Source organism: Providencia sp. PROV073 (genome assembly GCF_033688125.1).
Lineage (GTDB): Bacteria > Pseudomonadota > Gammaproteobacteria > Enterobacterales > Enterobacteriaceae > Providencia > Providencia hangzhouensis.
Genome location: NZ_CP096353.1, coordinates 3,705,760 through 3,732,722, shown reverse-complemented (window position 1 = coordinate 3,732,722; position 26,963 = coordinate 3,705,760). Strand labels below are relative to the sequence as shown.

The 26,963-nt window shown below is 40.1% G+C and carries 24 protein-coding genes; 12 read left to right on the top strand and 12 right to left on the bottom strand.

The annotated features are described in order from the left end of the window. Window positions 1-78: 78 nt before the first annotated feature. Together cstA and M1F17_RS17070 are read right to left on the bottom strand one after the other, a co-directional pair. Entirely contained in the window at window positions 79-2,172 is a 2,094-nt protein-coding gene (gene cstA, locus M1F17_RS17075; protein ID WP_153673851.1) for a pyruvate/proton symporter CstA, read from the bottom strand. A 341-nt stretch (window positions 2,173-2,513) separates the two neighbouring features. Next, window positions 2,514-3,422 (bottom strand): EamA family transporter, encoded by a 909-nt coding sequence (locus tag M1F17_RS17070; RefSeq protein ID WP_136135362.1) that lies wholly within the window; start codon window positions 3,420-3,422, stop codon window positions 2,514-2,516. A 269-nt stretch (window positions 3,423-3,691) separates the two neighbouring features. Between M1F17_RS17070 and sugE the strand changes: the two genes are divergently transcribed. Then, entirely contained in the window at window positions 3,692-4,006 is a 315-nt protein-coding gene (gene sugE, locus M1F17_RS17065) for a quaternary ammonium compound efflux SMR transporter SugE (RefSeq protein ID WP_004258648.1), read from the top strand. A gap of 108 nt (window positions 4,007-4,114) precedes the next feature. On the opposite strand, the gene M1F17_RS17060 is transcribed toward sugE, so the two are convergent. Continuing rightward, window positions 4,115-4,324, bottom strand: a complete 210-nt coding sequence (locus M1F17_RS17060; protein ID WP_144141535.1) for a helix-turn-helix domain-containing protein — start codon at window positions 4,322-4,324, stop codon at window positions 4,115-4,117. 206 nt (window positions 4,325-4,530) lie between these two features. On the opposite strand from M1F17_RS17060, the gene M1F17_RS17055 reads away from it, so the two are divergent. From M1F17_RS17055 to M1F17_RS17030, 6 genes are all read left to right on the top strand, one after another. Continuing rightward, window positions 4,531-5,292 carry a hypothetical protein gene (locus M1F17_RS17055; protein ID WP_110591182.1) on the top strand — a complete coding sequence of 254 codons (762 nt, stop codon included), beginning with the start codon at window positions 4,531-4,533 and terminating at the stop codon, window positions 5,290-5,292. Between the two features lie 39 nt (window positions 5,293-5,331). Continuing rightward, window positions 5,332-6,525, top strand: coding sequence for an MFS transporter (locus M1F17_RS17050; RefSeq protein WP_004258638.1), 1,194 nt, complete (start codon window positions 5,332-5,334; stop codon window positions 6,523-6,525). A gap of 15 nt (window positions 6,526-6,540) precedes the next feature. Further along, a complete protein-coding gene (locus M1F17_RS17045; protein ID WP_004258635.1) occupies window positions 6,541-7,305 on the top strand; it encodes a helix-turn-helix transcriptional regulator in 765 nt (254 codons plus the stop codon). A gap of 159 nt (window positions 7,306-7,464) precedes the next feature. Continuing rightward, window positions 7,465-8,247, top strand: coding sequence for a helix-turn-helix transcriptional regulator (locus M1F17_RS17040; RefSeq protein WP_094961465.1), 783 nt, complete (start codon window positions 7,465-7,467; stop codon window positions 8,245-8,247). A gap of 51 nt (window positions 8,248-8,298) precedes the next feature. After that, window positions 8,299-9,483 carry an MFS transporter gene (locus M1F17_RS17035; protein ID WP_094961466.1) on the top strand — a complete coding sequence of 395 codons (1,185 nt, stop codon included), beginning with the start codon at window positions 8,299-8,301 and terminating at the stop codon, window positions 9,481-9,483. 159 nt (window positions 9,484-9,642) lie between these two features. Next, window positions 9,643-9,780 (top strand): TetR/AcrR family transcriptional regulator C-terminal domain-containing protein, encoded by a 138-nt coding sequence (locus tag M1F17_RS17030; protein ID WP_141240673.1) that lies wholly within the window; start codon window positions 9,643-9,645, stop codon window positions 9,778-9,780. A 63-nt stretch (window positions 9,781-9,843) separates the two neighbouring features. Here the strand turns inward: M1F17_RS17030 and frdD are convergent, their stop codons facing one another. From frdD to frdA, 4 genes are read right to left on the bottom strand one after another with little or no spacing between them, the layout of a single operon-like run. Next, a complete protein-coding gene (gene frdD / locus M1F17_RS17025) occupies window positions 9,844-10,197 on the bottom strand; it encodes a fumarate reductase subunit FrdD (protein ID WP_004258620.1) in 354 nt (117 codons plus the stop codon). A 15-nt stretch (window positions 10,198-10,212) separates the two neighbouring features. Next, window positions 10,213-10,608 carry a fumarate reductase subunit FrdC gene (frdC, locus tag M1F17_RS17020; protein WP_004258617.1) on the bottom strand — a complete coding sequence of 132 codons (396 nt, stop codon included), beginning with the start codon at window positions 10,606-10,608 and terminating at the stop codon, window positions 10,213-10,215. A 14-nt stretch (window positions 10,609-10,622) separates the two neighbouring features. Continuing rightward, complete coding sequence (locus tag M1F17_RS17015) at window positions 10,623-11,357, bottom strand: succinate dehydrogenase/fumarate reductase iron-sulfur subunit (RefSeq protein WP_004258616.1); 735 nt, start codon at window positions 11,355-11,357, stop codon at window positions 10,623-10,625. Beyond that, entirely contained in the window at window positions 11,350-13,146 is a 1,797-nt protein-coding gene (frdA, locus tag M1F17_RS17010) for a fumarate reductase (quinol) flavoprotein subunit (protein ID WP_004258614.1), read from the bottom strand. The genes M1F17_RS17015 and frdA overlap by 8 nt, the downstream gene beginning before the upstream one ends. Before the next feature lie 800 nt (window positions 13,147-13,946). On the opposite strand from frdA, the gene epmA reads away from it, so the two are divergent. Next, window positions 13,947-14,924 (top strand): elongation factor P--(R)-beta-lysine ligase, encoded by a 978-nt coding sequence (gene epmA / locus M1F17_RS17005; protein ID WP_004258613.1) that lies wholly within the window; start codon window positions 13,947-13,949, stop codon window positions 14,922-14,924. Between the two features lie 69 nt (window positions 14,925-14,993). Here epmA and glpQ read toward each other — a convergent pair whose 3' ends face one another. Next, complete coding sequence (glpQ, locus tag M1F17_RS17000) at window positions 14,994-16,067, bottom strand: glycerophosphodiester phosphodiesterase (RefSeq protein ID WP_004258611.1); 1,074 nt, start codon at window positions 16,065-16,067, stop codon at window positions 14,994-14,996. Window positions 16,068-16,170: 103 nt separating this feature from the next. After that, window positions 16,171-17,520, bottom strand: a complete 1,350-nt coding sequence (glpT, locus tag M1F17_RS16995) for a glycerol-3-phosphate transporter (RefSeq protein ID WP_110591189.1) — start codon at window positions 17,518-17,520, stop codon at window positions 16,171-16,173. Window positions 17,521-17,956: 436 nt separating this feature from the next. On the opposite strand from glpT, the gene glpA reads away from it, so the two are divergent. From glpA to glpC, 3 genes are read left to right on the top strand one after another with little or no spacing between them, the layout of a single operon-like run. Next, window positions 17,957-19,612: an anaerobic glycerol-3-phosphate dehydrogenase subunit A gene (gene glpA, locus M1F17_RS16990; RefSeq protein WP_196725461.1), complete on the top strand. Its 1,656-nt coding sequence runs from the start codon at window positions 17,957-17,959 to the stop codon at window positions 19,610-19,612. Beyond that, window positions 19,602-20,897, top strand: coding sequence for a glycerol-3-phosphate dehydrogenase subunit GlpB (gene glpB, locus M1F17_RS16985; protein WP_144139708.1), 1,296 nt, complete (start codon window positions 19,602-19,604; stop codon window positions 20,895-20,897). Before glpA ends, glpB begins: the two co-directional genes overlap by 11 nt. Then, window positions 20,894-22,087, top strand: a complete 1,194-nt coding sequence (gene glpC / locus M1F17_RS16980) for an anaerobic glycerol-3-phosphate dehydrogenase subunit GlpC (RefSeq protein WP_318837081.1) — start codon at window positions 20,894-20,896, stop codon at window positions 22,085-22,087. The genes glpB and glpC overlap by 4 nt, the downstream gene beginning before the upstream one ends. Window positions 22,088-22,181: 94 nt before the next feature. Here glpC and M1F17_RS16975 read toward each other — a convergent pair whose 3' ends face one another. Next, window positions 22,182-22,850 (bottom strand): 7-cyano-7-deazaguanine/7-aminomethyl-7-deazaguanine transporter, encoded by a 669-nt coding sequence (locus M1F17_RS16975; RefSeq protein WP_004258598.1) that lies wholly within the window; start codon window positions 22,848-22,850, stop codon window positions 22,182-22,184. 169 nt (window positions 22,851-23,019) lie between these two features. On the opposite strand from M1F17_RS16975, the gene tusA reads away from it, so the two are divergent. Beyond that, complete coding sequence (gene tusA / locus M1F17_RS16970; RefSeq protein WP_004258596.1) at window positions 23,020-23,268, top strand: sulfurtransferase TusA; 249 nt, start codon at window positions 23,020-23,022, stop codon at window positions 23,266-23,268. Between the two features lie 54 nt (window positions 23,269-23,322). Here the strand turns inward: tusA and M1F17_RS16965 are convergent, their stop codons facing one another. After that, window positions 23,323-24,297 carry an Rpn family recombination-promoting nuclease/putative transposase gene (locus M1F17_RS16965; protein ID WP_004258594.1) on the bottom strand — a complete coding sequence of 325 codons (975 nt, stop codon included), beginning with the start codon at window positions 24,295-24,297 and terminating at the stop codon, window positions 23,323-23,325. A gap of 198 nt (window positions 24,298-24,495) precedes the next feature. Next, a complete protein-coding gene (locus M1F17_RS16960; protein WP_318837080.1) occupies window positions 24,496-26,898 on the bottom strand; it encodes a zinc/cadmium/mercury/lead-transporting ATPase in 2,403 nt (800 codons plus the stop codon). Window positions 26,899-26,963: the final 65 nt, after the last annotated feature.

Below are 26,963 nucleotides of genomic sequence, written 5' to 3'. Positions count from 1 at the left end.
TTTGCCGCCTTGCTCCAACGTGAATTATTTTGGAGAAAGAGTATATGCCCTAAACAGTGACAAGCTTTTCCGCGAAAATCAATGATGGCGTGTATTTGCCACGATTTCTTCATAGTTGGCTGGCATGGCTTCGTATGGTACTTCATTCGCTGTTGGTTGGTCGGATTTTAATGCCTTCAACGCAGTGCGGATGGAGAATAGAGCCAGCAATACCACAACAATCATAAAGAAAATAGTTAATCCTGCATCTAAGCGGTTATTGAAAATTAACTGAGTTAATTGAGATTCCGTATATTGAACTGGAATATTACCGCTATCAATCATTGCTTGGAATTTATTTGCGACAGCTAAGAAACCAACACGGGCATCTTCACTGAAAGTTTTCTCCCAGCCTGCAGTCATCGTACAGATTAACAACCATGCAGTTGGGACTAAAGCGACCCATGCATATCTTTGGCGCTTCATTTTAAACAGTACCACAGCACACAGCATTAATGCCATACCCGCTAACATTTGGTTCGCGATACCAAACAATGGCCATAAGGTGTTAATACCGCCAAGTGGGTCGACAACACCTTGGTGAAGAAAATAACCCCAAGCCAGCACACATAGCGCGGTTGCTATCAAGTTTGCGGGTAACGAATCGGTACGTTTCAAGGATGGAGAAACCACACCCAGTAAATCTTGCAGCATAAAGCGTGCCGCTCGAGTTCCTGCATCCACCGCGGTTAAAATGAACAACGCTTCAAATAGGATGGCAAAGTGATACCAGAAGGCGACATTCATTAGACCGCCAAGGGCACCGTGGAGAATATACGCCATCCCAACAGCCAGTGTTGGAGCACCTCCGGCACGTGAAATAATACTGGTTTCACCCACATCATTAGCAATGCTGTTAAGCTGTTCAGGGGTGATATGGAAGCCCCAACTACTGACAACTTGGGCAGCAGAAGCGACTACATCTTGTGTACCTGCGGGGGCTAACATTGCCATGGGGCTATTCATGGCGAAATAAACACCCGGGTCAATCACACAAGCGGCGACTAACGCCATGATAGCTACAAAAGATTCCATCAACATGCCACCATAGCCGATAAAGCAAGCTTGGTTTTCATTCGCCAACATTTTGGGTGTGGTACCCGATGATATCAGTGCGTGGAAGCCAGAAACGGCACCGCAAGCAATGGTAATAAATAAGAATGGAAACAAGTCACCTGCCCAAACCGGGCCTGTACCATCAATATATTTGGTCAGCGATGGCATTTGTAGATTTGGATTGAGGATTAAAATACCAATTGCCAAACCAATAATAGTACCGATTTTTAAGAAGGTTGATAGGTAGTCTCGTGGGGCAAGTAGCAGCCAAACAGGAAGTACAGCGGCAACAAAGCCATATCCCACTAACATCCAAGTGAGTTGAACACCAGTATAGTCAAAATAAGGTGCCCAAGTTTCGCTTTCAGCGACCCAACCCCCAGAGATAATTGCAAATACGAGGAAAACTAACCCTATAATAGAAACTTCACCAATGCGTCCTGGGCGTATATAACGGGTATAAATACCCATAAAAATCGCCAATGGAATAGTAAAGGCAACGGTGTAAGTTCCCCATGGGCTATGAGTGAGGGCTTTTACGACAATCATAGCGAGTACGGCTAAGATAATCACCATAATCATAAAACAAGCAATTAAAGCCAGAACCCCAGCCGTATTACCCATTTCTTCTTTAACTAATTCACCCAGTGAACGGCCGTCTCGACGTGTTGAAACAAACAACACCATAAAGTCTTGTACGGCCCCTGCTAGCACAACCCCAGCAAGTAGCCAAAGCATGCCTGGTAAATACCCCATCTGTGCCGCAAGTACAGGGCCGACAAGTGGGCCAGCACCTGCGATAGCGGCAAAGTGGTGGCCAAATAATACTTTTTTATCTGTCGGTACGTAGTCTAAGCCATCGTTATGACGAATTGCTGGTGTCATACGAGTTGCATCAACTTGGAGTACTTTTTTAGCAATAAAAAGCCCATAATATCGGTATGCAATCAGATAAATACACACGGCTGCAACAACGATCCACAGGGCATTAATCTGTTCACCTCGATTTAAGGCGATGTAACCCAGTGAAAAAGCACCAAGTAATGCGAGCACAATCCATATTAATTGTTTACCCATAGCCATCCCCATCTGTTCAGTTGATTACTTTTTGTTATTTGTTTAAGTAAAACTGAGAAAGGTATAACCATACTTAAGTCAAAGAAAAAGTAGCTAAACCGATACACCCAATTGAAATTTGAGATAAATTTCATAATTGTAGCCAGTATCACTAATTTAGGATTATTTATTGGATTTTATTTGGTTTTGAACTAGTGGTTGTCTATTGAATTGGTTTTTTATCTTGATTTATTATTTATTTTGAAATTAATGACTGTTGATGTGTTTTTACCGATGAGGGGATGGGTAAAGGTAGGGCAAATAATCGGAAGTTAAAAAACCTCCGATTATTAATTGGTTAACTAGGTATGTCTTAATTTTTGAATTATTTTTTTGCCAAAAAGTGTAGTAATTAGGCCAAACATGATTAAAACAAGGCCAGCAACTTGTACGCCATTAATGTGCTCATCAAGAAATAATGCACTACTGCTTAAACCGAAGACGGGAACTAACAATGAAAAAGGAGCAACACGCCACGCTTCATAGCGACCAAGTAAGACACCCCAGATCCCATAGCCAACAAATGTTGATAAATAAGCTAAATAGATAATGACACCAAAGACCGACCAATTAAAACCAGATAGCCCTTCAATAATTGCTTCTTCGCCTTCTAAAATCCATGAACTAATTAAAAAAGGGATAATTGGGATCAGAGCACTCCAACTGACTAAAGATAGGGCACTACATTTCTCTGCGCCTTCCTGTTTCATAATAATTCTATTGGTGATATTACCACAAGCCCATGATAATCCTGCAATTAAAGTAAATGCTAATCCGAGCAATGGGATATCATCTAGCCCACCGGCAGTGGCGCCATTGGCTAACACCGTCAGCCCTGCAATCGCGATAAACATACCAATAAAGTGGGTTGGCTGTAATGATTCCTTTAAAATCATTGCGCCAAGTAATAGGGTAAAGAAAGCTTGGGATTGCAATATGACAGAGGTTATACCCGCAGGCATTCCAACTCGAATAGCACAAAATAAGAAGGCGAATTGACCAAAGCTAATCGTTAGCCCATAGAGAAGCAATAATTTGAATGGAATTTTAGGGCGTTTAAAAATAAAAATAGCGGGAAAGGCCACAAACATGAAGCGTAAGGCACCTAATAATAACGGCGGAAGTGCAGTTACCCCGAGCTTAATGATAACGAAGTTAACCCCCCAAATAATCACTACACAAAGGGCGAGTAAGATGTCTCTGAGACTCATGCTGTTTTCTCGATGAACTTGCCAGATAAGACACCTACTTTACCTGTGTATAATTTTGAGTGCGATGGTTATGATGCTTAATCATAAAAAACAGTATAAAAAGGTTAAATATTATTACTGATTTGCGCTTATTTGTTATTTTTCGTTGCTTGAGTCTTGTTACATGAATGTTTATAATGGATTTTCACTTCATACGTATTCAGGACGACCTGAATTAACGTCATTTAAATATGGGGACGACCCCGAGTATTTAACGGGAGCAACCAGCTATGGCTTGGATCGTCCTTTTATTTGCGGGTTTATTAGAAGTTGTATGGGCTGTCGGTTTGAAATATACCCATGGTTTTACACGTTTAACACCGAGTATCATTACCATTATTGCGATTATTGCGAGTATGGGTCTGTTAGCTTACGCAATGCGTGACTTACCTGTCGGCACGGCTTATGCAATTTGGACCGGTATTGGTGCAGTAGGTACGGCAATTGTTGGGATTATTTTTCTTGGGGAATCAGCGAATATGTTTCGCTTATTAAGCCTTGCCTTGATTATTACAGGGCTAATTGGTTTAAAAGTATCAAGTTAGCTTTCAAATTAAGCATTTTTTAATTAAAAATGAATAATAAGCGGGTGACAGAGAAAGTTACCCGCTTTTTTTGATATTTTTGGGGACATAGAGAAAACAATTCTTATGTTATTTTTCGTTATAACGCGATGGCCAAATTTCAGATGGTGCAACACCCAAAAACTCGGCAATAATACGCTCTCCTTTTGGCCAGCGTCTTGATAGGGCGTTATTTAATGTTGATGAGTTTAACCCTGCTGAACGTGATATTTCTGAAAGAGAAGAACCTTTTTTCTTTATTGCTGCAATAATATCAGCCGAGTGCCAGTCTTGTTTCATATGATCTCCAATAGTTAATATATAAATATAATTTAAATTATTTTAATGAACTGTAATTCAATTGAGATATAAAGATAAAAAAATAATTCTTAATTTTGAATACCTTTAAATTTTGGCCTTTGAATATTTATTTTTATGTGTTAAAGATATAGATTCAACGTTTTTATTATCTTTATTTTTATTTAAATAACTAAAAGGTGATTTTTATGGATATAGAAAGCAATAGGATGGAAAAAATAAGTGCTAGTGTGAAATTAGACCTATGTAATTATTTTAATTGGAATGATATTGATGTTAATTATAATATTATTGATATTGACGAAAAAAAGATATATGCATTGTCAAGCGACTATGAATGGCAATTAATTTATTGGCATCATGATATGGATTTATCATTAAAAGAACGGTTATTTGCGGGTGTTCAATATTGGAGTAATTATTCGGAAGCATACCAGAAAATTTTAACCAAATTAGATAAAGGAAATAAAAAAATTGATTTTTGTAATAGATACAATAATTTATTTGAGATATTTTCACTCAATGCGAATCATAAAGTCCCATATGATCATTTACTTTCATTGTATCGATGGCGTTCAATAGTTTCTGAATATGCATATGAAAAATGGTCTGAAAATAAAACGGTTGCATTACCGTTACGCCAAAAAATTGAATTAGACGAAACCGCACCTATTATTTGCAGGGGTAATGAAATCTCTAATTATATACGTTTTGGGCAGTTGTCATTTTCAAATAAAGAAGTATTAACCATCCGTTTGTTGCTTTCCCACCGAAATATAAATGAAATTAGCCGTATTCAAGGCTGTTCGGAGGAGGACGAATATATAAGGGTTAACAATATCAAGAAAAAATTAAACTGTGAAATGGTATCTCAAAAGGAATGTTTTTCGGTAATGAAAGATCACGGGATTACATTAGCAAGCTTAGAAAAATTAATGCCTATTAATTAATTTAACTATTTGTTTCATATAGGGATATGGGATCATTTTATGAAATGGAAATTACGTTTTGGCGCTGTAGCAGGGCATACCTTAGAATTTTATGATGTTGCAATTTTTGCAGCGATTTCATCATATTTAAGTGCAGAATTAACTCGGCTAGGTTATCAGCAAGCAACGGAACTTGTGTGGGGGATTTTTGCTTTACGCTTTCTTATACGGCCACTAGGTGGGTATGTGATTGGCCGTTATGCAGATAAAGTTGGTAAAAAACCAGCAATGATTTTGGTAAGTATTCTCACCGGTAGTGCAACATTATGTATGGCATTTCTGCCAATTGAACTCTTAGGGGTATATACGCCTTTAGCCATATTATTTCTTCAAATGTTGCTATCTTTTAGTTTTGCGGGTGAAAGCCCATCACTGTCTACCTATTTATATAAAGACTCTAAGCCCCAAGAACGAGGTAGAATTTCGGCGTTGTTAACTGGAAGTGCGGTTGTTGGTGTTATTGGCTCGTTAGGAATCGTGTTAATTCTCGAAAATATATTAGACCCTGAAACCATGCAAAGGGTGGGGTGGAGGATACCACTACTATTAGGTCTAGGTAATATACTGATCTGTTTTTGGTTTCGCTATCGCTTACCAGACCAACCCATTGAGTATGATGGGTGCCAAAAAATAGATTGGCTTAAGGCATTTAATATTTTACTGGTTGTTATTCCTGGTTCGGTTATTTTTTATACCTTAAATTTTTCATCTTCGTTTTTACTTAAGGAGTTAGAGCTAGAAGAATTTAAAAGTATATATTCAATGATATCATCAACTTTATTATTGATTTTAATGGCAATAGTTGGCTGGTTAACAGATAAATACAGTTACTCTGAACGGGTGTTTAACTTAGGGGTAAAGTTAGCTGCCATACTATCAATTCCTATTTATTACCTAATGTCGACTAAGGTTTTATCATTAGTACTTATCTCCCAATCGTCAATTATTATTATTTCAGCAATGGTTTTATGTAATTGGAATTATGCCATGGCAAAACCAGCCAATGGACAAGTTACGACTTTAAGTATGGGATACAATCTTGCATCGACGATTATAGGCGGGTTAACGCCTTTAATTATCAACTATTTAGTCATCATTGATGTTTCCTTGGTTGGTGTTTTTGTTTCATTGAGTTCGTTAACTCTATTTGTTTCATTGTTATTGAGTAAAAAACAAAGGTTATTAACTATTTAAATGTAAGGGTGACATATGAATATAGAAAATAAACACCTAGAACTTTCTTGTTCTGGTTTTGGTGATAAGTTTTTAAAGTATTTCGATTGGAATGATATAGATGTTACTTATAGTAGAGTAGATTTGATTAATCATTCTGTAAGGACTATTTCTAGTAATTATAATTGGGTTCTTATGGTTTGGGATGATGATTTAGATAAGAAAGTAAAGGAGCGATTAATCCCTGGTATTCAATATTGGAATAATTACTCTGCCGAATTTCAAAAAACATTATCTAAAACAGATAAGAAAGAAATGAAAGTGGATTTTTGTACTCAATATGGCGGTGTATATGAAATTACATCAATAAATTCAAGAAAGAAATTCTCATCTAATGAGTTATTAGAGCTCTATAAATTAAGGGCTGTTATTTCTGATTACTCCCAGCATGTCTGGAAAGATAATGAAAATATTATTTTACCACTTAGGGCGGACATAAGCTTATCTCAACAAATTGAAGATAATAACCGAGATATTTTAGATTTTCATCATTATATGCGTTTTGGTAACATTCGTTTTACCCGTAAAGAAATGATAACTATTCGTTTATTATTATCACATTGCCGAGTAAAGGAAATTAGTTATATTCAAGGTTGTTCGGAAGCGACAGAAAATAAACGTATTCTACGCATTAAAGAAAAACTAGGTTGCTCTTATACTTCACCTAGTGGTTTATTTCAGGCTTTAAAAGAAAATGGCATTACTCTTGCGTGTTTGGAATCTTTGGTGAGTTATCCTTAAATTACAATATACATGTTAAAATGCTGGATTATTAACGTGATTTAGAGTGGAAATGTGGTGGCTTTAATTAATAAGTCTCTAAATACTAGTGGAAATGTTGTTTTTTTTGAAAGTATTAAATTTAATCATTGTAAACATAACATAAATTAAGGATAGTGTATGGATATAGAAAACAATTTATTAGAAAAATCTTGTTATAATTTAAAAAGTATTTTTTCGAATTATTTTGATTGGAATGATGTAGATTTATCCATAACTAGGGTTGATCTTAGTAATAAGCAAGTAAGTATTATGTCAAACAATTATGAATGGCTACTTATTTATTGGGGGGCTGATTTAGATTTACGTTTAAGTGAAAGGTTATCTCCAGGAATTCAATATTGGAGCAATTACTCAGAAATCTTTATAAACACATTGGCAAAAACAAAGAAAAGAGAATTGAAAGTTGATTTTTGTGCTAAGTATGGAAATGTATATGAAATCACATCCATTAATTCTAGAAAGAAAATTTCACTAAATGATATGATATCACTTTATAAATGTAGGCCAACGATTATAGATTTTGCATATGAATCATGGAAAAAAGATAAAGATAATTATACTATTTTACCATTGCGTGAGGAAATTAAATTCCCAGTGAATATAGTTAATAAACGTAGTGAACAAGAATTTGAACCTTTAGATATTCACCCTTATATGCGCTTTGGTAATATACGTTTTACTCGTAAAGAAATAATAACTATCCGATTATTATTATCACATTGCCGTGTAAAGGAGATTAGTTATATGCAAGGTTGTTCAGAAGCGACAGAGAATAAGCGTATTCAACGTATTAAAGAAAAATTAGGTTGCTCTTACACTTCACCTAGTGGTTTATTTCAGGCATTAAAAGAAAATGGTATTACCCTTGCTTGTTTGGAGTCTCTGGTGAGTTATCCTTAATGGTCAGAATATTTTACGACAAGGAAATTCATTAATAGAAAAGGGATAAAAATGAAATGGAAATTCAGGTTTGGTGCGGTTGTTGGTAATGCTTTGGAATACTATGATATTGCAGTTTTTGCGGCAATATCTACTTATTTAAGTATGGAGTTAACTAAACTGGGTTATGCCCAAGCGACAGAAATGGTATGGGGTATCTTTGCGTTGCGTTTTTTAATCCGCCCATTAGGCGGATATGTTATTGGTTGGTATGCAGATACGGTAGGAAAAAAATCCGCTTTAGTATTAACAAGCCTGATAACGGGTACGGCAACATTAATGATGGCACTGTTACCTATTGAGTTTTTAGGAAACTATACGCCATTTGTGATATTAATTTTGCAATTAGCACTTTCTTTTAGTTTTGCTGGGGAATTTCCTTCTTTAATCACTTATTTATTTAAGGATTTAGATGGGAATATTCAATCTAGAGTTTCATCAATTATTGTTGGTAGTTCTTTATGTGGAGTAATCGCATCATTAGCTGTCGTTTTCATGTTAAAGAACACATTTTCTGAAGAAGCGATGCAGTCAATTGGCTGGAGGCTCCCACTATTAATTGGTTTAATTAATATTTTAATTAGTTTTTGGTTTAGAGCAAAATTACCGGATTATAAAAGTGAATTAGATGAAAAACCAATATTCAGTTGGCTCCATGTATTTTGGGTTTTCTTATTTACCATTCCTGGTACTGTCACTTTCTACTCTCAAAATTTATCAACTTCATTAATTATTGAAAAATTAATGATAGACGAGATAAAGAGTTTTTATGAAATATTTTCGTCCGGTCTATTGTTAATTTTTATGCTGATATGTGGTTGGTTAACCGATAAATATAGCTCAGTTAAATCTGTTTTTAATATGGGAGTCATTGGGATGGTATTGCTTTCAGTACCACTCTATTTTTCATTGCAGCTAGATAATTTACTTCTCGTCTTTTTCGCTCAAGTCGTTATGTCCGTATATTCAGCGATGATATTGTGTAATTTATCGGCCGTACTGATGGATAAATCTAATGGGCAGGCAACAATACTAGGCGTAGGGTACAATGGCGCCTCTGCCTCTATCGGGGGGATAACGCCTTTAGTCGTCGGTTATTTAGGTCACTTTAACTTAGGTTATGTTGGGCTATTTGTTGCGGTTTGTGGGCTTTCCTACTTTATATCTACTTGGTTGCCAAAACCAAATCCTGTTTAGTGTTAGTTATGATTTGATCCCCCTTAAGGGAGGTTAAATATCAATACATTAAAGCTAATGGGCCAATTACTCCAGGGGCATTGGCTAAACTGACTGAAATTCCTTGTAATTTACCTTGGTTAGCTTGATTAACTTGAGCAGCAAGAGCATTTAGCGGCAATGGGTGAGAGAGATGTTGAACAAGACGAGGCGATGTCATTGTTATTAAAGGAAGCTGTTCAAATCATGGATAATGATGATGGAACAGAAGCATTTTTGTTTGGTTTAGAATCACTTATTCGAGGCTTTAAGCCCTAAAAAAGAAAAGGTATGACAATGTGCTGTCATACCTTTTATTAAAATAATGTGTGATTGAATTATTTACAGAGTAAATACACCAATAATTGCAATAACGCTAATGATTGCTGAGCCGCCGTAGAAAACCCATTTTGTCGCAGGGACATGGATTTTAAAGTCGTGCAGCGTATGGTGAATACGGTGCATACCACACCATACTGGTAAAATAATCATCAGTAATAAGAATACGCGGCCGATAAAGCTTTGGCTAAATGCCATAATACGCTCATAGCTAAGCATTTCTGGTGCAACACCGAGAGGAATTAAAATCCCTAACAGAATAATAATTGCAGGGCCAATTACGGCGCTCCACATACCACCGGCACCAAATAATCCCCAGAAAATCGGCTCATCGGAACGTTTAGGCGTTAGATTCATCAGATTCTCCTTAGATTAAAATAACAATGCGATAGCTAAGATTGCTGCCGTAACAACAATCGTGAGAGCCCAGAAGCCTTTAACGATAGGCTCATCAGACATTTTCTTATCTTTCACAATAATACTGACGGCTTTTGGTGCAAGATTGAACCACGTGGTGGTGTGCAATAATGTTGCTGCCAAAGTAATAATGTTAATGATAAGAATGATTGGGTTACTTAAGAACCCAACAAAGCCAGCCCATGATTCAGGGCCACTCTTGAGTGCAAATACTCCATATAGGACTAAGATACTAAACCAGACTTGAAGGACTGAAGTACTTTCACGCATGATATAAAAGCGGTAAAAACCTAGCTTTTGCCACCAATCGCCCTTCATTTCCCTTACATAGGGTTTACGTTTTGTTGTCATGACTTCAATTCTCCTTATCGTGGCTTCAGCATGGCGATAACAAAGTCTTGCGCACTGGCAACTTTACCTTGTTGGATCGCACCCGCAGGGTCGACATGCTTAGGACAGACTTCAGAGCAGTAGCCTACAAACGTACAACTCCAGACACCATTGTCACCGTTTAACAAGGTCATGCGTTCTTTCGCACCATGGTCTCGGTTATCTAAATTGTAGCGCTCTGCCAATGTAATCGCGGCTGGACCGATGAACTCTGGGTTCAGTCCAAATTGTGGGCAAGCTGCATAGCACAGACCACAGTTGATACAGCCTGAGAATTGATGGTATTTCGCCATCTGGGCAGGCGTCTGCTTATTTGGGCCTTCAGAAGGTTTACGGTCATTACCGATAATGTACGGTTTGATCGCCTCTAAACGCTCAATAAAGTGAGTCATATCAACAACAAGGTCGCGCTCGATTGGGAAGTTACCTAATGGCTCAACTTTCATGCCTTGCGGGTATTCACGCAGGAATGTTTTACAAGCCAGTTTAGGCACTTTGTCCACCATCATGCCACAAGAACCACAAATCGCCATACGACAGGACCAGCGGTAAGACAGGTCTGGAGCGAGATTATCTTTGATATAGCCTAACGCATCTAACAAAGAAGTTTGCTCGTCGTAAGGGACATCATACGTCACCAAATGGGGCTCACTATCCGTTTCCGGATTGTAACGCATGATCTCCATTTTTAGGTGTTTCATATCATCCATTAGCTTGCTCCTTCTTCGCCTTATCTTGAGCTTCAGCTTCGGCACCGTAAACACGTTTAGCTGGCTGAGATTTCGTGATTTTCACGTCACTGTATTCTAAACGAGGGGAGCCCTCTGGGTTATAGAATGCCAAAGTATGTTTAAGGAAATTAACATCATCACGCTCAGTACAGCCTTCATCGAGACGTTGGTGTGCACCACGTGATTCTTTACGGTTGATTGCAGAGTGAGCCATACATTCCGCCACATCAAGGCCAAAGCCTAATTCAATGGTGTACAGTAGGTCAGTATTAAATACGCTGCTATGGTCGGTAATTTCGACATGTTTGAAGCGTTCTTTCAGCTCAGCAATTTTATCAACGGTTTTTTGCATTAATTCAGGGGTACGGTAGATACCGCAGCCTTCTTCCATTGAAATACCCATTTCATCGCGTATTTTCGACCAGCTCTCTTTCCCTTTTTGGTTCATGAGCTTGCTGAGGTCAGCTTCGATATCACGAGTACGGGCTTCGATAGCATTTGCATTGGCTGGTGTTGCTTCAGCAGCATGGCGAGCGGCTTCTTCACCTGCCAGACGACCAAATACAACTAATTCAGCTAATGAGTTAGAACCTAAACGGTTTGCACCGTGCAAGCCAACAGAAGAACACTCACCGACAGCAAATAGGCCTTTGATGCGTGTTTCTGTGCGTTGATCCGTTTCGATACCACCCATGGTGTAGTGAGCGGTTGGGCGAACAGGAATTGGGTCTGTTACTGGGTCAACACCCACGTAGGCTTTCGCCAATTCACAAATAAATGGTAAACGCTCATGCAGTTTTTCTGCGCCAAGGTGGCGAAGATCTAAGTAAACAACATCACCGCGGTGGGTACTGATGGTGCGACCTGCACGCCATTCGTGCCAGAACGCTTGGGAAACTTTGTCACGTGGACCCAGTTCCATATATTTATTTTCAGGTTTACCCAGTGGAGTTTCAGGCCCCATTCCGTAGTCTTGCAGATAGCGATAGCCGTCTTTATTGACAAGGATCCCGCCCTCACCACGACAACCTTCGGTCATTAAGATACCAGAACCCGGTAACCCAGTTGGGTGATATTGAACAAATTCCATATCACGCAGCGGCACGCCATGGCGGAATGCGATACCCATACCATCACCGGTTACAATACCGCCATTGGTATTGTAGCGATAAACGCGTCCAGCACCGCCAGTTGCCATCACGATGGCATTCGCACGGATCTGGACTTTTGTTCCTTCCATCATATTTAACGCGACAAGACCACGGACTTGGCCTTCATCAACAATGATATCGAGAACAAAATGTTCGTCAAAACGTTGAATTTGTGGATATTTTAATGAAGTTTGGAACAGGGTATGGAGCATGTGGAAGCCAGTTTTATCAGCAGCAAACCACGTACGCTCAATTTTCATTCCACCGAAACGGCGAACGTTAACTGAACCATCTGGTTTACGGCTCCACGGGCAGCCCCATAGCTCTAGTTGGGTCATTTCTGTTGGGCAGTGTTCGACAAAATAGTCGACAACATCTTGCTCACACAGCCAGTCCCCACCAGCTACAGTATCATTAAAATGATAGTCATAGGAGTCATGAGCCTGAGTAACTGCTGCTGATCCCCCCTCTGCGGCCACAGTGTGACTACGCATTGGGTATACTTTTGAGACCAGAGCAATCTTGATATTGGGATTTGCTTCAGCGGCAGCAATTGCTGCACGTAAGCCTGCGCCCCCGGCCCCGATAATCGCTAAATCGGCATTGAAGGTTTGCACTGCGCTTCTCCATTGTTCAAGTGTAAAATTGATAAATTCTTTTAAATACTTTTGATAATTAGCTACGTCATTTTCAGTTCAACTTAAAGCTAAACTACGAAATATCTGTTTTTTAATAGTAAATAATATAATAGCTAATAATGACTTATCATGCTGTGAATTATAGCGAATAGTACTCAAGATAAATTTGATATAGAGGGGGGTTTTGGCCAAATTTAGCGATAAAGTGTGAGGTAGATCTTCTTTTTATAAATTGTTTTTACATTGCTCGATTTTCTAGGCTGTTAACATCGAATAAAAAGGAATTTCAAATAATTATCATTAAATTTACATAAAATTTTAGTGTATAAAACCAAGGGAATTAGTCAGGTTTTACCAATAATAAGTGAATAATACTATTATTATAGCTGAAGAGTTTCATTCATATTGAATGCTAATTTGCGAGGAGTCTCACTATTTATTTTTAGAAGAAGCTCAATTTCGAAGAGAAAATTTTAAAATAGATTGAGAAAGCGAATCGTTTCGCTTTTTTAGTAACAGTTATGTCACATAACATAAGAAATAATCATGTTTCTGACTATTTTCTTTATCTTTCCTCATTAACTCGATGTATAGCTCAAAGTAAAGGCTTTGCCTAATCGTATAAAGCAAGAGATAATCTGGTTATCTCTACTTACTCATCATGTCGACAGTTACAAGTACTTACGCCCAGATAAATGTGCATTATCAGTGTAAATGCATTGTGTGTTGCAAGTGAGGTGGGTACACTGCACGACTAAGTTTATTTTGGAGTCATCTTAATGAGTGATATAGCGAATTGGCAGCCAACCGCCCCCATCGCTAACCTGTTACAGCGCGCAAAAATAATTGCGGAAGTCAGACGTTTTTTTACTGATCGCTGTGTACTTGAAGTCGAAACCCCCGCAATGAGTCAGGCAACAGTCACTGACATTCATCTTGTTCCATTTGAAACGCGTTTTGTGGGTCCTGGTGCGGCACAAGGCATTAATTTATATTTAATGACTAGCCCTGAATACCACATGAAACGCTTATTAGCGGCAGGTAGTGGCCCTATCTATCAGTTAGGTCGTAGCTTTAGAAATGAAGAAGCAGGGCGACATCATAACCCTGAATTTACCATGTTAGAGTGGTATCGTCCGCATTTTGATATGTATCGTTTGATTAATGAAGTGGATGATTTACTGCAACAAGTTTTAGAATGTGAGAGTGCAGAGCTACTTTCTTACCAACAAGCGTTTTTACGTTATTTGGATATTGACCCGCTGTCCGCTGAAAAAAGCGAATTACGTGAGGTTGCAGCCCGTTTAGATTTGAGCAATATTGCGGATCAGGAAGAAGATAAAGATACCTTACTTCAACTGCTATTTACCATGGGCGTTGAGCCTCATATTGGTAAAGAAAAGCCTGCAGTCGTGTATCATTTCCCTGCGACTCAAGCTTCTCTTGCGGTGATTAGCACGGAAGACCACCGCGTAGCTGAGCGTTTTGAGGTGTATTATAAAGGGATGGAACTGGCGAATGGTTTCCATGAACTCACCGATGCAAGCGAACAACGCCAGCGATTTGAACAAGACAACCGTAAGCGTGCGGCAATGGGGCTCCCTACTGCGCCTATTGATGAGCACTTATTGGCGGCTTTAGAGCATGGTTTACCCGATTGTTCTGGTGTAGCAGTTGGGGTTGATAGGCTGATAATGATTGCATTAAATGCAGACAAAATCAGTGATGTGATCGCATTCCCTGTCACTATTGCTTAACTAAGACGGTTAACTTGAAGAGAACGCAGCCAAATGAAATGGCTGCATTCTTGTTTTTGGTTCAGAAAACTATTTTTGCTTCTGCTGTTCTAAGAACTTAACCCCTAAGTCAGGGAAGTCTGTGAAGGCGCCATCGACATCGGCTTGGTTATAAATAATATCATAAAGCTGTTGCCCATCTTTGGCGTATTTTGGCAGCTTATCAACACGGATAGTGAACGGATGAACTGCCATTTTGTTATCATGAGCTTCTTTAACCATGCCATTCACTTTGATATTAGTTGGCGTGGATTCTTCACTAATTAGCATATGATAGTCAGGGCCAATACCATCTGCATAGGTCGCAATTTCTTTCATGGCGCCGGGTTTCATCATCCAATCATAATTGTAATTAACCCAAGTTCCGTCAGGTTTTTGCTCTTGAGTTTCATTCCAATCGGTGTAAGCAATCAATTGAATTAATTTAAGATCCATTCCCATTTCTGGCATCAAGGTATTTTTGATACGTTTTAGGTCATTAGGGTCAAATGACTGTAGATAAACGTTGGAATCCTTGGTGGTATAGCCATACTCTTTAAGGACTTCGAGTGTTTTTTTGGTGATATCTTTGCCTTCTTGTAAGTGGAACCAAGGGGCTTTAATTTCTGGGTAGATACCAATATTCTTACCCGTTGACTTGTTTAATCCCTGAACAAATTCAATCTCTTCTTGGAAAGTATGAACGCGGAAGTCTGATTTGCCCATTGGGAAGCGGTTCGGATAGCTTTGCACTTTTTTACCATCAACAATATCAAATCCTTCTGTAAAATTGAGTGATTTGATTTCATCAAGGGTAAAGTCAATCGCATAGTAACGGCCATCTTTACGAGCGCGGTCAGGGAAACGTTCAGCAACATCTGTCACGCGATCGAGATAATGGTCATGTAAGACCACGAGCTCGTTATCTTTCGTCATAACTAAATCTTGCTCAAGAAAATCAGCACCTTGTGCGTAAGCCATTGCTTTTGCAGGTAGGGTATGTTCCGGTAAGTAACCACTTGCACCACGATGTGCAATGACAACTTTACTTGAAGCTTGAGCTACAGCAGACACTGACATCACTAAAACCATACTAGCCACCAATGTTTTTAATGGAAAGCTCATGATTATATCTCCTTGGCACTTTATTTGGGTAAAAAAATGGGCTACATCATTTTTTGATATAGCCCACGAGTCTAGCGATTAACAATGAACATTTGATGAATGTTTATTGTGAGTTTGCTAATTCGCGTTTATGTTTGCTTTCGCTCAACATCACGATAAACAGTAGAACAACGGCCAGTGCTGAACCACCGATCATGACTGCGAAGCCACCGTCCCAACCGAAGTAGTCTACGGTATAACCAACGATAGCACTTGCTGCTACAGAACCACCGAGGTAGCCGAACAAGCCTGTGAATCCTGCGGCTGTACCTGCTGCTTTTTTCGGTGCAAGTTCAAGGGCGTGCAAACCAATCAACATAACAGGACCATAGATTAGGAAACCGATGATCAACATACATGCCATATCAACATTTGGGTTACCAGCTGGGTTCATCCAGAACACGATAGTTGCAATGGTTACCAGAACCATGAAGAACACACCAGTGGCTCCACGGTTACCACGGAAGACTTTATCCGACATCCAACCACACAGTAACGTACCTGGGATACCTGCGTATTCATATAAGAAGTAAGCCCATGAAGATTTGTCCATTGCGAAGTGTTTAACTTCACGCAGGTAAGTTGGAGACCAGTCCAAAACACCATAACGCAGTAAGTAAACGAACACGTTCGCAATCGCAATCATCCATAACAGTTTGTTAGGGAAAACATACTTCATGAAGATTTCTTTTGCAGTTAACTCTTCTTCATCAGACGCTTTATAGTCTGTTGGATAGTCGTTTTTGTATTCTTCAATTGGAGGAAGACCACAAGATTGCGGGGTGTCGCGCATTAACGCAAATGCAATGATTGCAACAAGGATAGCAGCCAATGCAGGCATATACAGCGCAGCTTTCCAGTCGTTAAACCATGCCATACCTAACATGAACAGTAATGGAGGGATACCACCACCGACGTTGTGTGCACAGTTCCAAACCGAAACGATACCACCACGTTCTTTTTGTGACCACCAGTGAACCATGGTACGCCCACAAGGAGGCCAACCCATACCTTGGAACCAACCACAAAGGAACAGTAATACGAACATTACCATGATGCTTGATGTTGCCCATGGTACGAAGCCCATAATTAACATCACTGCGGAGGCGAGAATCAAACCTGCTGGTAAGAAATAACGCGGGTTTGCACGGTCGGAAAACGACCCCATGATAAATTTAGAAAATCCGTAAGCAATTGAGATCCCTGATAATGCAAAACCAAGGTCACCTTTAGAGAAACCTTGTTCAACAAGATATGGCATCGCTAACGCAAAGTTCTTTCGGACTAGATAATACGCTGCGTAACCAAAGAAAATACCCATGAAGATCTGCCAGCGAAGCTTACGATAGACAGGATCTATCTTATCCGCTGGCAGCCTCTCTATATGAGGTGCTGGTTTAAAAATGCTTAACATATACGCCTCCGATGGCATGCTAATTTTTATTTACACTTCCATTTCTCTATTTCAGAGAAATATTGAGTGTTTATTATTGGTGAAGTAACAAAAACGAAAGTAATCGAGTAATTTAAGAGTCTTTATTTTCTTAATTGCTCTAAATTGTAGTCGTTAAAAAACAATTTATCTGTAATCCAACGCACAATTATTGATTTTGTTTATGAAGTTGCATAGTAAATGACATTTGTGAATAGAATGGAACTAGAAATGTTAATTATTTTGTGATTCTCATCACGATTTTGTTCTTTTGAACACTGAATATGCATCAATTGCTTTCGTTTTTGTTCCTTATCAAACATTGATCGCGTTTCTGGGCTATATTTAATAATAGATTATAAAAATAGAATCTATACTTATCGATTATAGAAATGTTTATTAATGTGAGGAATGCGACATGAATGGCTCATCTGTGACTGAGACGGATGTCATCATTATTGGTGGTGGCGCAACAGGTGCAGGAGTCGCTCGTGACTGCGCTCGCCGAGGTCTAAGAACTGTTTTACTCGAAAGGCATGATATTGCGACTGGCGCGACAGGGCGTAACCATGGGTTACTTCATAGTGGCGCGCGTTATGCAGTCACAGATGGTGAATCCGCCAGAGAATGTATAGAAGAGAACAAGATTTTAAAACGTATCGCGCATCACTGTATAGAGCGAACTGATGGTTTGTTTATTACTTTACCTGAAGACAGCTTAGAGTATCAGCAACAATTCATTATGGCTTGCCAAGCTGCGGGTATTGATGCGACTGCAATTGACCCCAAAGAGGCTATTCGCCTTGAACCTTCTGTTAACCCACATCTAATAGGTGCGGTTCGTGTTCCTGATGGCACGGTTGACCCATTCCGTTTGACTGCGGCAAATATGTTAGATGCCAGAGAGCATGGCGCGAAAGTGTTAACTTATCATGAAGTTATTGGTTTGATTCGTGATGGCGACACCGTACGTGGCGTGACGGTTTATGATCACCACGCCAAGAAGCAATATGATATTTACGCGGAAATTGTCGTCAATGCAGGCGGGATCTGGGGGCAAAAAATCGCAGAGTATGGCGAATTAAAAATTAAAATGTTCCCTGCGAAAGGGGCGCTATTAATTTTAGGCCATCGCTTGAACAACATGGTGATAAACCGTTGCCGCAAACCTGCAGATGCCGATATTTTAGTTCCCGGCGATACGATTTCCCTGATTGGGACCACATCGACTCATATTGAATATGACCAAATTGATAATATGTATGTCACCCCTGAAGAGGTGGATATTCTTATTCGTGAAGGTTCAATGCTATCGCCAGCACTTGCAACAACACGTATTTTACGTGCATATGCAGGTGTTCGGCCATTAGTTGCCAGTGATGATGACCCATCAGGGCGTAATGTCAGCCGCGGTATTGTGCTGTTAGACCATGCTAAACGCGATGGCTTAGAAGGGTTTATCACTATCACTGGTGGTAAGTTAATGACATATCGTCTGATGGCTGAGTGGGCTACTGATAAAGTTTGTGAAAAATTAGGCCACAGTGCCAAGTGTACAACAGCAGAAGCGCCACTACCGGGCTCGCAACATAGTGCAGAAGAAGCCTTACGCAATGTTGTTTCTATCCCAGCCCCTATTCGTGGCTCAGCGGTTTACCGTCATGGTGACAGGGCTTCTGCAATTCTCAGTACGGATAGGCTCGATAAAAGTTTAGTTTGTGAGTGTGAAGCCGTTACTGCTGGTGAAGTACGCTATGCCGTTAATTCATTAACGGTGAATAATTTACTTGATTTAAGGCGTCGTACTCGTGTGGGGATGGGAACTTGCCAAGGTGAATTATGTGCTTGCCGTGCTGCGGGGTTACTCAATCGTTTTAATGTCACAACGCCTCATGAAACAGAGCAACAACTGAGTCACTTCCTTAATGAACGTTGGAAAGGTGTACGTCCAATTGCTTGGGGTGACGCATTGCGTGAAAGTGAATTTACCAGCTGGGTATATCACGGGTTATGTGGCATGAATGAAGCGACACTTGGCAAGGATGCACAGAAGGAGGCGGACAATGAAATATGATGTAGTGGTAATGGGCGGCGGTTTAGCTGGATTAATGAGCGGTATCCGTTTGACCCAGTCTGGTCTATCTTGTGCAATTGTTAGTGCAGGGCAAAATGCATTACATTTTTCATCAGGCTCCTTGGATTTATTAACCCATTTACCAAATGGACAAGTGGCTGAAAAACCACTAGAAATGCTTGATGCGCTAAAGGAACAGGCGCCAGCACACCCTTATAGTTTAATCGGAAAGACGCAAGTTACTGAGCTAGCGCATATGGCTCAGTCAATATTGCAGCAAGCAGGAGTTCATTTAAAAGGCTCTTGTGAAGAAAACCATTATCGTATTACACCTCTGGGCCATAAACGGATGACTTGGCTTAGTCCTGAGTCTGTTCCGACTGTCGGTTTGCACCATAAAATGGATGTTAGCAAGATTGCTGTGGTTGGTATCGAAGGTTTCTTGGATTTTCAACCTCAGATGGTGGCTGATGAGCTACAACGTGAGGGGTTACAAGCAACATCGCATTATGTGCATTTACCATTATTAGACCGATTAAGAGAAAACCCGAGTGAGTTTAGAGCGGTTAATGTTGCTCGTTGGCTTGATAGACCAGAAAATATGGCACAAATGGTCGCTGAAATTTCTCCGTTGGTCACAGATGCAGAGGCGATTTTTATGCCAGCCTGTATCGGACTCGATAGTGATGAACCTTTACATGAATTACAAATGAGCTTAGGTAAGCCATTATTTTTACTACCGACTCTTCCTCCTTCGCTATTGGGGATTCGTTTGCATGAAATGTTACTGCGTCAGTTCCGTCGCCAAGGTGGAATTGTGATGCCTGGTGATAAAGTTACCGCGGTGAATTGTGTTAATGGCCGAATTGAATCTGTCCAGACTCGTAATCATGGCGATATCTCTTTAAAAGCTAAGCATTTTGTTCTGGCGACGGGGAGCTTTTTTAATAATGGATTGGTGGCTGAGTTTGACCGTGTCTATGAGCCTTTGATGCAATTGGACCTGTGTGAAATTTCAGAACGTGCAAAATGGACTAACAAAGAGTTTTTCGCTTCCCAGCCCTATATGGCTTTTGGTGTGAAAACCGATGAAAAGCTACGCGCACAAAAAGAGGGGAAAGCCATTTCTAATCTTTATGTGGCCGGCGCCGTTTTAGGCGGTTTTGACCCTCTCACTCAAGGTTGTGGTGCGGGCGTATCGATAATTAGCGCATTATATGCCGCTAATGAAATTATTAATGAACTGAGTAAGAATAAAACTATGCAGGTGGAGGTGGCACAATGAGTATTCAAGATGCAAGCTTTGAAAGCTGTATTAAATGCACTGTGTGTACCACTTATTGCCCTGTTGCAAAGGTTAATCCTCTGTATCCTGGCCCTAAGCAAGCAGGGCCAGACGGTGAGCGTTTACGCTTAAAAGATTCGATGCTGTATGACGAGGCAATTAAATATTGTACAAACTGCAAGCGTTGCGAAGTCGCTTGTCCATCGGATGTGAAGATTGGCGATATTATTGCTCGTGCGCGTAATACTTACAGCCAACAGAAACCTAAAATTCGTGATGCTATTCTCAGCCATACGGATTTAATGGGGTCGTTATCGACGCCATTTGCACCAGTTGTAAATACTATTACAGGGTTAAAACCTGTACGTCAAATCCTTGATAAAGCATTGAAAATAGACCACCGCCGTGAGTTACCTAAATATTCGTTTGGGACTTTCCGCCGTTGGTATGCAAAACAAGCCGCTGAACAAGCTAAATTTGAAGAGCAAGTTGCGTTCTTCCATGGTTGTTATGTGAATTATAACCACCCTCAATTAGGTAAAGACTTAATTAAAGTCTTTAACGGCATGAATATTGGTGTTCAGCTACTTAAACGTGAAAAATGTTGTGGTGTGGCATTAATTGCTAATGGCTTTATGAAGCAGGCGAAGCGCCAAGCTAATGTTAATTTAGAGTCGTTGCAAGAAACTATCCTTGAAAAACATGTACCTGTTGTTGCAACTTCATCAACCTGTACGTTTACCATCCGTGATGAATATACGCATGTACTTGATGTTGATACTTCTGCAATGAGGGATAACATTGAGCTCGCAACGCGTTATATTTATCGTTTACTTGAAGAAGGGCGTGAACTCAAACTGAAACATACGCCTTTAAAAGTGGCTTATCACACACCATGCCATATGGAAAAAATGGGGTGGACTTCCTATACGTTAGAGTTAATTAAACGTGTACCAGGGGTTGAGCTAATTGTGTTGGATTCACAATGTTGTGGTATCGCAGGAACCTATGGTTTCAAAAAAGAAAACTATGAGGTTTCTCAAGGAATAGGGGCAGGGCTGTTCCGTCAAATTGAAGAAAGTGGTGCGGACATGGTGATTACAGACTGCGAAACTTGTAAGTGGCAGATTGAGATGTCGACGAGTAAGAAGTGTGAGCACCCAATTTCACTTCTAGCAAAAGCTTTGTGATCTGTTACTTATCGAATTGTAGGGTTGTTATTTTTTGTTGTAGCTCAGTTAAACTTATTTGGAGATAGCATTTAGCTATCTCCTTTTTTTGTTTTTAGTGTTGATTGGCTAACTGTTTTTTATCTGAGTTTGCAAAGAAAGACTTCAAGATAAAGTTCAAAAGCACACCATAAGCAGGCAAGAAAAATAGCATGCAAATAAGTAGCTTAAAGACATAGTCAACTAAAGCAATCTCTACCCAATTTGCAGCCATAAATGGATCGCTACTGCGGAAAAAAGCAATAAAGAAAAAGGCGATAGTGTCAATCAAGTTACCAAAGAACATTGCACAGGCAGGTGCTACATACCAACGTGCATTTTGGCGTAATCGATTGAAAACACTGACATCTAATATTTGACCCAGTACATAAGCCATAAAACTCGCTGCGGCAATACGCGCTACAAATAAGTTAAATTCAGATAATGCGGTAAAACCTTGCCATTCACCTTGGAAATATAAAGCTGAAATAACGTATGAAATCAGTAATGCGGGCAGCATAACCGCAGTGATAATTCTGCGTGCAAGCGGCGCGCCATAAATACGAACGGTTAAATCAGTAGCTAAGAAAATAAATGGAAAAGTAAATGCACCCCAAGTGGTATGGAAGCCAAAAATATTAATTGGCAACTGCACGAGGTAGTTACTAGAAGTAATGATTAAAATATGAAATAACGAAAGCCAAATTAACGCAGTGGCTTTTTGCTGCGCAGTAAAATCAAACATATTGTACCTTTTTAGTCACAATGGGGTGAGGGAACCCATGAAATACATCCCAACACTTGGGAGCAGCGCATCATACTCTTGTTGCGCAACAAATGCAAAACTGTTCATTTATCAATGGATATTTTATTATATAATCAGTCTATTGATCCCTTTTAGAAGTGTTTTTTTAATGTCTGATTTATTTGCTAACCCAACGAAAACCCTTGATACACTAGGGCTGCGTTGCCCTGAGCCTGTGATGTTAGTGCGTAAAACGGTTCGTAACATGGCCGATGGTGAAACGTTGTTAATTATTGCTGATGACCCAGCAACCACACGTGATATCCCAGGTTTTTGCCGCTTTATGGAGCATGATTTATTAGCAGTAGAGGCTGACAACGCACCATATCGTTATTTGTTGCGTAAAAAATCGAGCTAGTTGTTACTAGCTAATTTCTTTTTGTATGTTAATCCCTGCCAAGAGGTAGGGATATTATTGTAGGCTTAATACTTCCTGATAGCTTAACCCAGTAAGTTGGCAGATAAGTTCAATACTTGTACCAAGTTGCAAACCTTTAAGTGCAACTTCATGTTGTTTTTTGTTTGCTCCAATATCAATGCCTCTATTTACACCAATATCAATGCCTCTATTTACGCCAATATCAATGCCTCTATTTACACCAATATCAATTCCCTCTTGTAACCCTTGATTTTTTAATCGTTGCGCGATGTTCATAATAGCCTCTTGGTTATTTTCTAATTGGTATATAAGTTGATTAACCACTGTCTCAAAATGAGGTGAATCCATAGTAATAAATAAATAGTTGAAAATAGTGATGATGTCATCACTATGATGATAATTTTGATTCATCGCTTCAGCTAGTAACTGCGTGACTTTTTCTATGTTATCTCTTAAGTCTCTGTGCTTCATTGCGAGTTCCATGACGGCAACTTTGCGATGATTTACGAGTTCGTTATCATCAATAACAGTAATATCAACGAGCGGAAATGGCTGACTATATAAGTTTGATGCAATTTCTGGCCATGGGAAACAGTGTGTCCACGGTTTAGCATATGGATAAGGCGTTATCTTCCCATGATAAAATAAAACAGGCACAACCAGCGGTAGATCACGATGACCTTGTTGTAAATGTTGGTTCATGGCAAGGAATGCATAATGCATCATTCTCCAACCCATTAGTTTATCTGGTGTTGATTGGTGCTCAACTAACATATAAATATACCCTTCACCTTGCTGTGTCTCGACAGTGTAGAGAACATCTGAAAGACGAGTGCGTAGCTGGTTATCAATGAAAGAAGAGTTTGTTATCGCTAATGTTTTGAAATCACATAATTGCTTAATATGGCCGGGTAAATGGATATCAAAAAAATCACGTGCATTATCAATTTTAGACATAAACCCTTTAAATGCAGCATCATGTGGTGTTGAACTGTGATTTTTTACCATGCCAAGTACCTGCTAAACGTCATGCCGAAATAATCTATTTACAAAACGTATTTTAGCGAAGATTGAGACTGATGGAGAAAAAGTTAGTCCTAATTCTCTAATTAAGGTTGTATTTAACATATTGTAATACAACAAAATATTGGAATAGTTGTAAATAAAAACGCCACTTAGTGTGGCGTTTAAATCAATTGGTATAAATTATTTTTTCACTTGAGGTAACTTAACTCGCAGTAAACGTACAGCGTTCGCAGTGACGAGTGCTGTTGCACCTGAATCAGCAAGCACGGCGACCCAAAGCCCGGTAATTCCCAATAAACTGGTCACCAGAAATATTGCTTTTAGCCCCAAGGCAATCGCTATATTTTCACGAATAATTTTCCGAGTCGCACGAGATAATGCAATAATCTCTGCAAGTCCAGTCAAACGGTTATGGGTTAATGCAGCATCGGCGGTCTCTAATGCCACATCAGTACCACTACCCATGGCAACACCGATACTAGACGCTTTCATTGCAGGGGCATCGTTAATACCATCACCGACCATCATTGTGCTGTGGTTACGATTAAGGGCCATAACTGCCGTCACTTTATCTTCTGGTAATAACCCTGCGCGGTATTCCATGCCTAATTGGCCCGCGATAGCGCTTGCAGCACGAGGGTTATCGCCTGTTAGCATTACAGCATTCACATTGAGCGCTTTCAGCATGCTCATCGTATCTACTGCATCGCTGCGCAATGTATCTTGCAGTGCGGTTAAACCAATTACGCGGTCATTTTCGAGTGTGACAACAACCGTTTTTCCTTCAGCTTCTAATGTTTCGACCTTATTTTGCCATTCACTATCGAGTGGAATATCAAGGCGGTTTGGCGCACTCACTAGTATACGCTTACCATCAAGTACACCCTCCACTCCTTTTCCAGCCAATGCTTTACGATCTTGTGCTTCAACAATGCCTAACGATAACGCCTCTGCTTTATTCACCACCGCTTTTGCCAGAGGATGATGTGAACCCACTTCAACGGAGGCGGTAATTTGGACTAATTCAATTTCGGTCATGCCTTCTACAGGAATAAGGTCAGTGACATGAGGTTTACCTTCCGTGAGTGTGCCTGTTTTATCTAAAGCAATTGTCGTGATAGTGCCCAGTTGTTCAAGTGCCGCACCGCCTTTAATTAATGCACCTCGGCGTGTTGCTGTTGCCAGTGCAGACGTTATCGCCGCAGGGGTTGAAATCACTAATGCACAAGGACAACCGATTAATAACAGTGTTAAACCTCGGTAAATCCAAGTCTCCCATGGTGCACTGAAGAATATTGGTGGAATAATAATCACTAGTGCTGAAATAAGCATAATGATTGGGGTATAAACTCGACTAAAGCTGTCAATAAAGCGTTCTATCGGCGCACGGCGTTCTTCAGCTTCCTCAATTAGCTGTAAAATGCGGTCAATCGCATTTTGACCTTGCTCTGATACCACCTGCATTTGAACGGCTCTATCAATAGATAAGCAGCCTGCAGCCACCTTTTCACCGACATTACGCTCTACAGGAACGGACTCACCTGTTAACGCACTTTCATCAAAGCTGGCAAAACCTGACACTAACACCGCATCGGTAGGTAAACGCCCACCCGGTGCAATCTCAATAATGTCTCCTGGTCGTAATTGCGCAACAGGAATCGTTGTTTTTTGCCCATCTTTGATTAAAACGGCGTCTTCTGGTACCAGTGCCATTAAGGCGCTAACCCCTCGTCGGGCCCTTCCGGCAGAATAGGATTCCAACATTTCGCCTAACATAAACAGTAAGATAACCATTGCGGCTTCTTCTGTTGCTTGAATAAAGATTGCGCCTATTGCGGCAACGGACATCAAAGTTTCGATAGCAAAAGGGGAACCCGTTCTCATTAAGCGCAATGATTTACGTGCGATCGGGTATAACCCAAATAGAGTGGTTAAAATAAAGGCGATATTACCCAACTGTGGATTGATAAACTCAATTCCCCAACTAATCGCCATTAAAATCGCTAATATAATAACGGGCTTAGCTTCATTGAGTAAGCTTTGTGGTGGCGCGATAGTTGCCGCACTGTTGCCACCGACTTCAAGTAATTCATAACCCGCAGCTTCAACGGTAGAACGCACCGCTGTGCTAATATCGGTGTTGGCATCAACCACCAGTTTTTCCGTAGCAAATAACACTTTGGCTTGTTTTACTTCACTTATTTGCCTAACTGCAGTTTCAATTTTGTTTGCACAGCTTGGGCAATCCATACCACGGATGATCCAGCTAAAGCGCTGGCCTGCCGCTTGGGTAGGCTCAACTTCATTGCTGATATTCGCAGTTAACCCGCAGCTATTGCCATGTTTGTGATCATGACCAGAATGGTCATTGGCGGCGTGATCATGAGTTGAATGACACTCACCACTGTGCCGGTGAGTGCCTTCATCGTCGTCAGGATGTTTCTTCACACTGCCATGTTCATGAGTATGTGAGTCATCACTAACTTTTTGGCTATTGCCCGCTACAGTAGATGAACAGCAACTGTTGCTAGAGCAGCAGCTACTTGTGTGATTATGTGTTTCTTTATGGGAATGTGAGTGCATAAGCGCCCCCTTATCAAACAATGTGTTCTATCATTGTGGATAAGTTTACACTCTGGAGTCTACTC

Excerpts from the sequence above, each read along its gene's own strand:
- cstA (WP_153673851.1), bottom strand. The coding sequence starts at position 2,172 with ATGGGTAAACAATTAATATGGATTGTGCTCGCATTACTTGGTGCTTTT.
- M1F17_RS17070 (WP_136135362.1), bottom strand. The coding sequence starts at position 3,422 with ATGAGTCTCAGAGACATCTTACTCGCCCTTTGTGTAGTGATTATTTGG.
- sugE (WP_004258648.1), top strand. The coding sequence starts at position 3,692 with ATGGCTTGGATCGTCCTTTTATTTGCGGGTTTATTAGAAGTTGTATGG.
- M1F17_RS17060 (WP_144141535.1), bottom strand. The coding sequence starts at position 4,324 with ATGAAACAAGACTGGCACTCGGCTGATATTATTGCAGCAATAAAGAAA.
- M1F17_RS17055 (WP_110591182.1), top strand. The coding sequence starts at position 4,531 with ATGGATATAGAAAGCAATAGGATGGAAAAAATAAGTGCTAGTGTGAAA.
- M1F17_RS17050 (WP_004258638.1), top strand. The coding sequence starts at position 5,332 with ATGAAATGGAAATTACGTTTTGGCGCTGTAGCAGGGCATACCTTAGAA.
- M1F17_RS17045 (WP_004258635.1), top strand. The coding sequence starts at position 6,541 with ATGAATATAGAAAATAAACACCTAGAACTTTCTTGTTCTGGTTTTGGT.
- M1F17_RS17040 (WP_094961465.1), top strand. The coding sequence starts at position 7,465 with ATGGATATAGAAAACAATTTATTAGAAAAATCTTGTTATAATTTAAAA.
- M1F17_RS17035 (WP_094961466.1), top strand. The coding sequence starts at position 8,299 with ATGAAATGGAAATTCAGGTTTGGTGCGGTTGTTGGTAATGCTTTGGAA.
- M1F17_RS17030 (WP_141240673.1), top strand. The coding sequence starts at position 9,643 with ATGGGTGAGAGAGATGTTGAACAAGACGAGGCGATGTCATTGTTATTA.
- frdD (WP_004258620.1), bottom strand. The coding sequence starts at position 10,197 with ATGAATCTAACGCCTAAACGTTCCGATGAGCCGATTTTCTGGGGATTA.
- frdC (WP_004258617.1), bottom strand. The coding sequence starts at position 10,608 with ATGACAACAAAACGTAAACCCTATGTAAGGGAAATGAAGGGCGATTGG.
- M1F17_RS17015 (WP_004258616.1), bottom strand. The coding sequence starts at position 11,357 with ATGGATGATATGAAACACCTAAAAATGGAGATCATGCGTTACAATCCG.
- epmA (WP_004258613.1), top strand. The coding sequence starts at position 13,947 with ATGAGTGATATAGCGAATTGGCAGCCAACCGCCCCCATCGCTAACCTG.
- glpQ (WP_004258611.1), bottom strand. The coding sequence starts at position 16,067 with ATGAGCTTTCCATTAAAAACATTGGTGGCTAGTATGGTTTTAGTGATG.
- glpT (WP_110591189.1), bottom strand. The coding sequence starts at position 17,520 with ATGTTAAGCATTTTTAAACCAGCACCTCATATAGAGAGGCTGCCAGCG.
- glpA (WP_196725461.1), top strand. The coding sequence starts at position 17,957 with ATGAATGGCTCATCTGTGACTGAGACGGATGTCATCATTATTGGTGGT.
- glpB (WP_144139708.1), top strand. The coding sequence starts at position 19,602 with ATGAAATATGATGTAGTGGTAATGGGCGGCGGTTTAGCTGGATTAATG.
- glpC (WP_318837081.1), top strand. The coding sequence starts at position 20,894 with ATGAGTATTCAAGATGCAAGCTTTGAAAGCTGTATTAAATGCACTGTG.
- M1F17_RS16975 (WP_004258598.1), bottom strand. The coding sequence starts at position 22,850 with ATGTTTGATTTTACTGCGCAGCAAAAAGCCACTGCGTTAATTTGGCTT.
- tusA (WP_004258596.1), top strand. The coding sequence starts at position 23,020 with ATGTCTGATTTATTTGCTAACCCAACGAAAACCCTTGATACACTAGGG.
- M1F17_RS16965 (WP_004258594.1), bottom strand. The coding sequence starts at position 24,297 with ATGGTAAAAAATCACAGTTCAACACCACATGATGCTGCATTTAAAGGG.
- M1F17_RS16960 (WP_318837080.1), bottom strand. The coding sequence starts at position 26,898 with ATGCACTCACATTCCCATAAAGAAACACATAATCACACAAGTAGCTGC.